Below are 7286 nucleotides of genomic sequence, written 5' to 3' on the forward strand. Positions count from 1 at the left end.
GGCTATACTCTCTGTTACATAAGACTCATCATCAACGAGCAATATTTCAATCATGCTGTTCCCTCCCGGAAATCTTCTCTGTGTCTGTATTGCTCTCCGGCAGCTGCCATTGCAGCGTTGCCTGCAGTCCCCCGAGCGGTGAAAGCGCAAAATGCAATCCTGCTGCTTCGCCGTAGCGCAGGCGCATCCGCTGATGAACATTCCATACTCCACAGCCCATTTCTTCGTCCATGGCGCTGCTTAGTTTCGATTCAAGCTCTTCCATCGCTTCCGGAAGCATCCCCTGTCCGTCATCCTCCACGGTTAAGGTCATTGTTCTGCCGCTGCAGGAGCCGGTGATCCGCAGGACGCCTGCGCTGGCCAGCGGCTCAATGCCGTGCAGCACTGCATTCTCCACCAGCGGCTGCAGCACAAGCGGCGGAATCTCCAGCCGGCGCATCTGCGGCGGTATGCTGATGGAATACTGCAGCCGGCTCATCCGCATGTTCTGGATCTCCAGATAATGAGCTACGAATTCGATTTCTTCCGTCAATGAGACAAGATCTCTTTCCTGCCGGGTTGTATACCTGTAATAACGGGACAGGTTATGCGACATGCCGACTACCGCCTCACGGTTGCCGAGCTTCGCCATACTCGTTATAAAAGAGAAACAATTATAGAAGAAATGCGGATTAATCTGGGACTGAAGCTGCTTCAGCCGGGCTTCCCGGACATGGATTTTTTCCATTAGCACATTCTCAATCAGCTCCTGGGTCTGCTCCACCATATTATTGAAGCGGCCCGAGAGGAAGCTGAATTCATTTTTCCCTTTAATCCCGACTCTGACAGAATAATCGCCCTGCTTCAGCCGCTGGAACCCTCCAACCAGCTGGCGGATCGGCAGCTGCACTTGTACATACAAGATATACGCAACCAGACAGCTCATCAGGAGTAAAGCCCCCATTGAGAAATAGAACAGCCTGTTCGACTTATGGATCGGCTGCAGGATATCTGACAGCGGCATGTAGTCAATCAGATACCAGCCCATTTTGTCGGAGTAGACAATGTTGACGCTATAGGATTGTCCGTCCATCATCAGTGTCCGGTTCTCACTACCGTTCAGCTGCTCCTCCTCCAGCCGTTCCACCAGTTTATCCGCCAGCGGCTTGTCCGCACTGCGGTTGAAGATCAGTCCCATTCCTTGTTTATAGTAGAAGGGATCCCTCCGGCCGTCGCTTTTGAATTTATCGAGCATGTCTTCTATATTCTGGCTGTCAAACTCCACCTTCATAATCGTGGCCGCCCGTTGTGGTGAGAACTCCGATGAATACGGGGTGAACGAATACCAGGAGAACAGGAAGCGGTCTTCATACTGGTCGGCTATCCGCTCAACATGCCAGCCGGACTTCACTTCCCGCTTCAGCTCCTCGTCCTCGTAGGACTTAGCATCACGCTCCGTAACCACCCGGTGAATGGCCGGCGAATAAAGATACAGCTTGCTTTTCCAATTCGATGAGCTCTCCTGGATGCTGAGTTTCGTCTGAATCCGCTTAACCAGATTGATAGCGTCCAGATTCAAGTTTTCCGTAGGAAGAACCGTATCCTTAAGGCTGAGAATATCCGGATCATGAATCAGCAGAATCGGCCAGGAGGACAGCAGCTCCATATTCGTCTCTACCTGGTTCTGGAAAAAGCTGAGCTGGTTGCTGTTCGAGGTATTCAGCTCGCTGCGCAGTACATCGGTGGTGGTCTTATTGGAATAGAAATAGAGAATCGTAATAGGAATGAGCATAATGACCATAATACTCACGATTTTGCTGAACAAATTATATCTGTACATCGTTCTTCACATCCTGCGAAATTGTCGTAGCTCTTATTGTACAAAGTTTATCCGGGGAGACAAGGGCAAATACTGGAACTCCCGCAGGACGGCCCTCTTCGTAAGCCTACTTCTCCATAACAATTGTAAACGCTTCATAAAAGGCAGCATACAATACTGCCGCAACATTTCAGCAGTTTTTGCAGCTTTTTTTCAGATGAACTTCGTGACCCACAAAAAAAAGAGAATGCCTGCACAGCCGTAACGGCCCCTTAGAGACATCCTCTTCCAGCACAAAGCCCTGGGGTCACTCCCCTCAGGCGTCTATAAAAAGCTCTTACTTCAGCACTGCCTGTGCCTGCTTGCTCTGCTGATTCGAAATAAAGAACAATGCCGTCCAGATCAGGGCAAAGCCGACAAGTTGCGGCAGAGTCACAAGCTGATGGTAGACAATCCAGTTGATTAGAATCCCTGTCATCGGAAAGCTGAGCTCAGCCAGCGTTGCAAAAGAAGCTTTGGTAGTATTTAGTCCTTTGTAGTACAGCAGCATACTGAGCAGTCCGGGCAACAGTGCCTGCAGCAGCAGATTAACAGCAACTGCCGAAGTAGTCCCCCATCCGCCGTTCACCTGCCAAGAAGCACCCTCCAGTGAAGTGATGGTGAACAGCAGCGGCAAAGCAAGAATGAAGCGCAGCGAAGTTACTGTCTCATAACTCATCGAGCCAAGCAGATAACGTCCCATCACGGTAGAGCCGCCCCATAACGCAGCTGCCCCCATCGCCATCAGACTGCCGACGCTGATAAAGCTGTTGACATGGCCGAAAGGAACGGTCCACCCAAAGGTCAGCAGATAGGTGCCCGCCAATGCCAGCACGATAAGCGGTCCGAAGTTTCTCGGCAGACGTTCTTTCAGAATCATTGCAGCCAGCCCGATAGCGAATATCGGCTGTAGCTTCTGCAGCAGCAGTACTGCATTCAAATCTCCGCTGGAAAGGGCCTTGGTGAACAGGATGGTAGCGATAGCAGAGCCGCCCCAGGATACAACCATCAGGGCTCCAGCCTGACGCAGCCTGATCTTTGTGAGTTCAGCACGGTGGCGCCATAGTACCGGTGCAGCTGCCAAAAAGAGCACGACATGCTCCAGCAGTACGATCTGCGAAGAGGTTAATGATTTGAGCAGGATAATGCGGAACAGCGGATCGACGCCCCATAACGCCGCTCCCAGGACTACTAGCCAGAAACCGCTGCGGATCGGCGCAGTGCGTATACCTGTTGATGAAGCCGTAACATTACTCATAATTCCATTCTCCTTGTCGATACAAACCCTCGATAAGAGACCAAAAAGCCCCCGATCTGCCCTGTTAAAGGGGCAATTATCGGGGGCCATTTTCAATAAAGACATCAGAAATAGACCTGTCGCCTTTATCTTATGATCCTCTCCCATCCGGACTTTACCGTCGGCTCTGGATTGTCACCAGATCAGTCAATTCCGCTGCAGGCAGCAGAATCGAGTCGCGGGCTTAGTTCGCTTTGAACATCACCGCCGGTCAGGAATTTCACCTTACCCCGAGAATCTTGTATTCCGTTATTTTTTTCACAATCTCAGAATAACTCCGTTCTGCAGTTTCGTCCAGCCCTTTTATAGAAAAAAATGCATTTTTTTCATTTGAACAAAGCATTGTCATATCATTATGAATAACCGTATAACAAAGCCTTAAAATTTTTATCTAAAATTTATGCTAAACATAACATTATTGTCTGAAAACATACCAAAGGCATCAAATAATCATGCCTAAAATCCGATAGTTAAATATATTCATATTACCTCTGTAGGGATGGGAATAATTCATAGAATTGATCAGGGCGGAAGGATGTAGAAAAAAATGAAAATTCGGATGAAGCTTTCGATTTTAATGCTCGTTGTTACACTGATTTCTACTTTATTAATGGGGATTTTTACGTACAGCAAATCTACAAAAACTATTTTGAATCTGACGGATACTTCAATGACGCAGGTGAACACCAACAAAGCGCAGATTATTGAAGCAATGATTGACAAAGAGAAACGTAATATGGAGCTTATTGCAGGTGAATCTACAATCTCTGAACTGCTGCTCAAATCTGAAGATGGCAAGTTGGCCAGTACGGGGGACCCGCTGCAGGCTGAGGTGAATACCAAGCTTCAACAGATCATGAAGGATGCAGGTAATCTGGAGGGTGTGTTTATAGCCAACATGAAGGGGTTTGCGGTAGCCAGTAGTAATAACAAGATGGTCGGAACAGACTTCAGTGATAGAAGCTACACCAAAAAGGTGCTAAAAACCGCTGGACCTGTAATCAGTGAAACACTGAAATCCAAGTTAAGCGGTACCGCTGTTCTGGCATTCGTGCATCCTGTAACCAGTGACGGCAAAATGATCGGCTTCGTAGCTTCTATGGTCAAAGCGAACAGTATCATTAAATATTTAGCCGATGCCAAGGTAACTAATGTGTCTTCCTCTTACGCTTACCTTGTGGATGAGACCGGGAATATCCTGTTTGATCCCGATGAAGCCAAAATCGGAACACCCGTAGAGAATTCCCAGATCAAAGCAGTCGTGGAGCAGATCAAAGCCGGCGAGAAGGTTTCGGACGGCAACGTTCAATATACCGACAACGGTGCTGAGAAAAAACTAGCCTTTACCGTTCTGCCGGTAACGAATTGGACGCTGGTGCTGACGGGTGATCTTAGCGAGATTATGAAGCCTGTCGACAACATGACGAACTACATTATTTTATTGGGTATCGGGTGCCTGTTGCTGACCTTGCTCATAGGGATCTCTGTAGCTACCCGGATCTCTTCGCCAATTATTAAGCTGACGGAGTTGGTTAACCGTACCGCGGAGCTGGATCTTAAATACGACTCGCAATACGAATATCTGGCTAAAAATAAAGACGAAACCGGGACCATTGCCAAAGCAATGTTCCATACACGGGTGGTGCTGAGGGAAATGGCCGGCAGCCTGATTATGATCTCCACGAAGGTGCTTGACAATGCGGAGATGCTGGAGAAGCTGTCCAATGACATGCGAGAGAATGCTCATGATAATTCTGCGACTACGGAGCAGCTGTCAGCAGGGATGGAAGAAACCGCAGCCTCTACGCAGGAGATGTCGTCAGCTATTCAAGAAATCGAAAGTAATGTCAATAGCATCTCAGGGCGGGTTGAAGAAGGTTCAATTGTGTCCGGTCAGATCACCAAGCGGGCGCTTGCGCTGCAGCGTGATGCCACCGAGTCTATTGACAATGCTAAACGAATCTATGAATCAGTGCGTATAGAGATGGAAAAGGCCATTGAACAGTCAGGCTCAATTCATGAAATCAATGTATTGGCAGACACCATTCTATCCATTACCAGCCAGACCAATCTGCTCGCACTTAATGCTGCGATTGAAGCTGCGCGGGCTGGAGAAGCAGGGCGGGGCTTCGCTGTGGTAGCGGGTGAGATCCGCAAGCTGGCCGAGAAATCCTCTGAAACGGCGGCAGGCATTCAAGGAGTAGTCAAGAATGTCTATTCTTCTGTAGAGCAAATGAAGGAGCATTCCGAGGCCATGCTTGAGTTTATCGATCAAAATGTTTTGGGAGATTATGAGCGTCTTGCAGAGGTCAGCCAACAATACAACAGTGATGCTTATGACATAGACAAATTGATGAGTCAGTTCGGGGATGCCGCCGGCCATTTGAGTGAGACCGTGTCCAGCGTATCCATTGCGATCAAAGAAGTTGCCGCTACTGTTAATGAAGGGGCCGTCGGTGTACAGGATATCGCTGAGAAAACGGCGGATATCGTGGAGAAAACCTTGCACGAAGCAACGATGGCCGATGAGAACACGCAAAGTGCAAAAGAACTGCAGGGATTGGTGGAGAAATTCAAAATATAATCTTTGGCCCCGCCGGTCGCCGGCGGGGCCCCCTTTTTAGCGATTTTGGGTATTTCACGGATTCAGGTTAATTAAGATATAATAAAAATATCATTTTTATCCATATTCTAGCGTTTAGAAAGCGAGGCTGCTGTGAAAAGACCCTTTTGGATCAACCTGCTCTATTCGATTCTAGCCGTCATCCCTATTGCTGTTGTGTCTGTTATTGCTTATTTCATCTTCGCACTGCTGGGAGGCTTCAAATTCTATGCCCCGCTTACAGTTGTTGTCGCTGCCGCGCTCACAGTGTATATCGTGTGTTCTATCTTCGGCTGGTTCACGCCGCGCATCCGAGGGATTGCTTTTGCCTGCTTCGCCGGCTTGTGTCTGCTCGCGACCGGCGGCTATGAGCTGAATAAGGCCTATGTGAACAGCCTCGCCGAAGTGAGCGAGAAAGAGCTGTCTTTGGAACAATACCAGCCCTTCCAACCGGGATCCAAAATCTCTGTGCTCGGGCAGCCTGCTTCCTATCAGATTACAGATAAGCTGCCCCGTCTTGACGGAGCAACTGCGCTTTACCCGCTGTATTCTGCATTTGTTCAGGCCGTTTATCCCAAAGCCAGCTATGATCTGCACAATTTCAACAATCAGATTGTGTTATGCTCCTCCACCTCTTACGCATATCAGCGACTGATTTCCGGGGAGACTGACATTATTTTCGCTGCTGCCCCTTCGCTTTCCCAGCAAAAAGAGGCTAAGCTGGCTGGCAGGGAGCTCGTGCTGACCCCCATCGGCCGCGAAGCCTTTGTCTTTTTTGTCAATAAGCGTAATCCAGTGAACGGGCTGACCACAGAGCAGATCAAGGACATCTACTCCGGGGAGCTCACCAACTGGAAGGATGCCGGCGGCAGAAATGACCGGATCAGAGCCTTTCAGCGTGAGGAGAACAGCGGCAGCCAGACGATGCTGCAAAAAATTATGCAAGACCGCACACTAATGAACGCACCGCATGAGGATGTTATGGATCTGATGAGCGGTATTATCAGCCAAACGTCTAATTACCGTAACTACAAGAACGCCATCGGCTTCAGCTTCCTCTACTATGCCTCGGAAATGAACCGGAGCGATGACATCAAGCTGCTGGCCATTGACGGCACCGAGCCGAACAAAGACAGCATCAAGAGCGGCACATATCCATATACCGTGTCCTTCTATGCCGTAACAGCCGGCACCTCGAATCCTAACGTCCAGCCGTTTCTTGATTGGATTGTATCACCGGAAGGTCAGGAACTGGTGTCCAAAACCGGCTACGTGCCCATTAATTGAAGGTGCCAACCACAGAACTTTAATCCGCAGTATCCAAAGAAGCGGCAGATCCCGGATGACGGAGATCGCTGCTTCTTGTGTTTATCACCGGACTTGGCCGATGTCTCCAAGCTGAACAGCTACTGAAAATTGGCCTGCGTACCGTTCACCGGATTGGAAGTTTCAGGGGATTTAGCCTGCGCAGATAACAGCCGTTTGCGTTTCTCACGGTCCGGGTCAACCTGCACCCGGGTCTGCTGATCAAAGATCAGGGTCGCGCGTTC

General features: G+C 49.2%; 4 protein-coding genes and 1 riboswitch. Of the genes, 2 read left to right on the forward strand and 2 right to left on the reverse strand.

Translation table 11 applies throughout. The features are described 5' to 3' along the window. Positions 1–46: 46 nt before the first annotated feature. Both AQR02_RS16565 and AQR02_RS16570 read right to left on the reverse strand, forming a co-directional pair. On the reverse strand, positions 47–1819 hold the full coding sequence (locus tag AQR02_RS16565; protein ID WP_054941424.1) for a sensor histidine kinase: 1773 nt from the start codon (positions 1817–1819) through the stop codon (positions 47–49). Between the two features lie 316 nt (positions 1820–2135). Then, complete coding sequence (locus AQR02_RS16570) at positions 2136–3095, reverse strand: DMT family transporter (RefSeq protein ID WP_054941425.1); 960 nt, start codon at positions 3093–3095, stop codon at positions 2136–2138. A 131-nt stretch (positions 3096–3226) separates the two neighbouring features. Next, positions 3227–3376: riboswitch (FMN riboswitch) on the reverse strand. Between the two features lie 305 nt (positions 3377–3681). Here AQR02_RS16570 and AQR02_RS16575 point away from each other — a divergent pair. Both AQR02_RS16575 and AQR02_RS16580 read left to right on the forward strand, forming a co-directional pair. Further along, positions 3682–5718, forward strand: coding sequence for a methyl-accepting chemotaxis protein (locus AQR02_RS16575; RefSeq protein WP_054941426.1), 2037 nt, complete (start codon positions 3682–3684; stop codon positions 5716–5718). 132 nt (positions 5719–5850) lie between these two features. Beyond that, positions 5851–7023 (forward strand): PstS family phosphate ABC transporter substrate-binding protein, encoded by a 1173-nt coding sequence (locus tag AQR02_RS16580; protein ID WP_054941427.1) that lies wholly within the window; start codon positions 5851–5853, stop codon positions 7021–7023. Positions 7024–7286: the final 263 nt, after the last annotated feature.

The organism is Paenibacillus ihuae (assembly GCF_001368795.1).
Lineage (GTDB): Bacteria > Bacillota > Bacilli > Paenibacillales > Paenibacillaceae > Paenibacillus_AQ > Paenibacillus_AQ ihuae.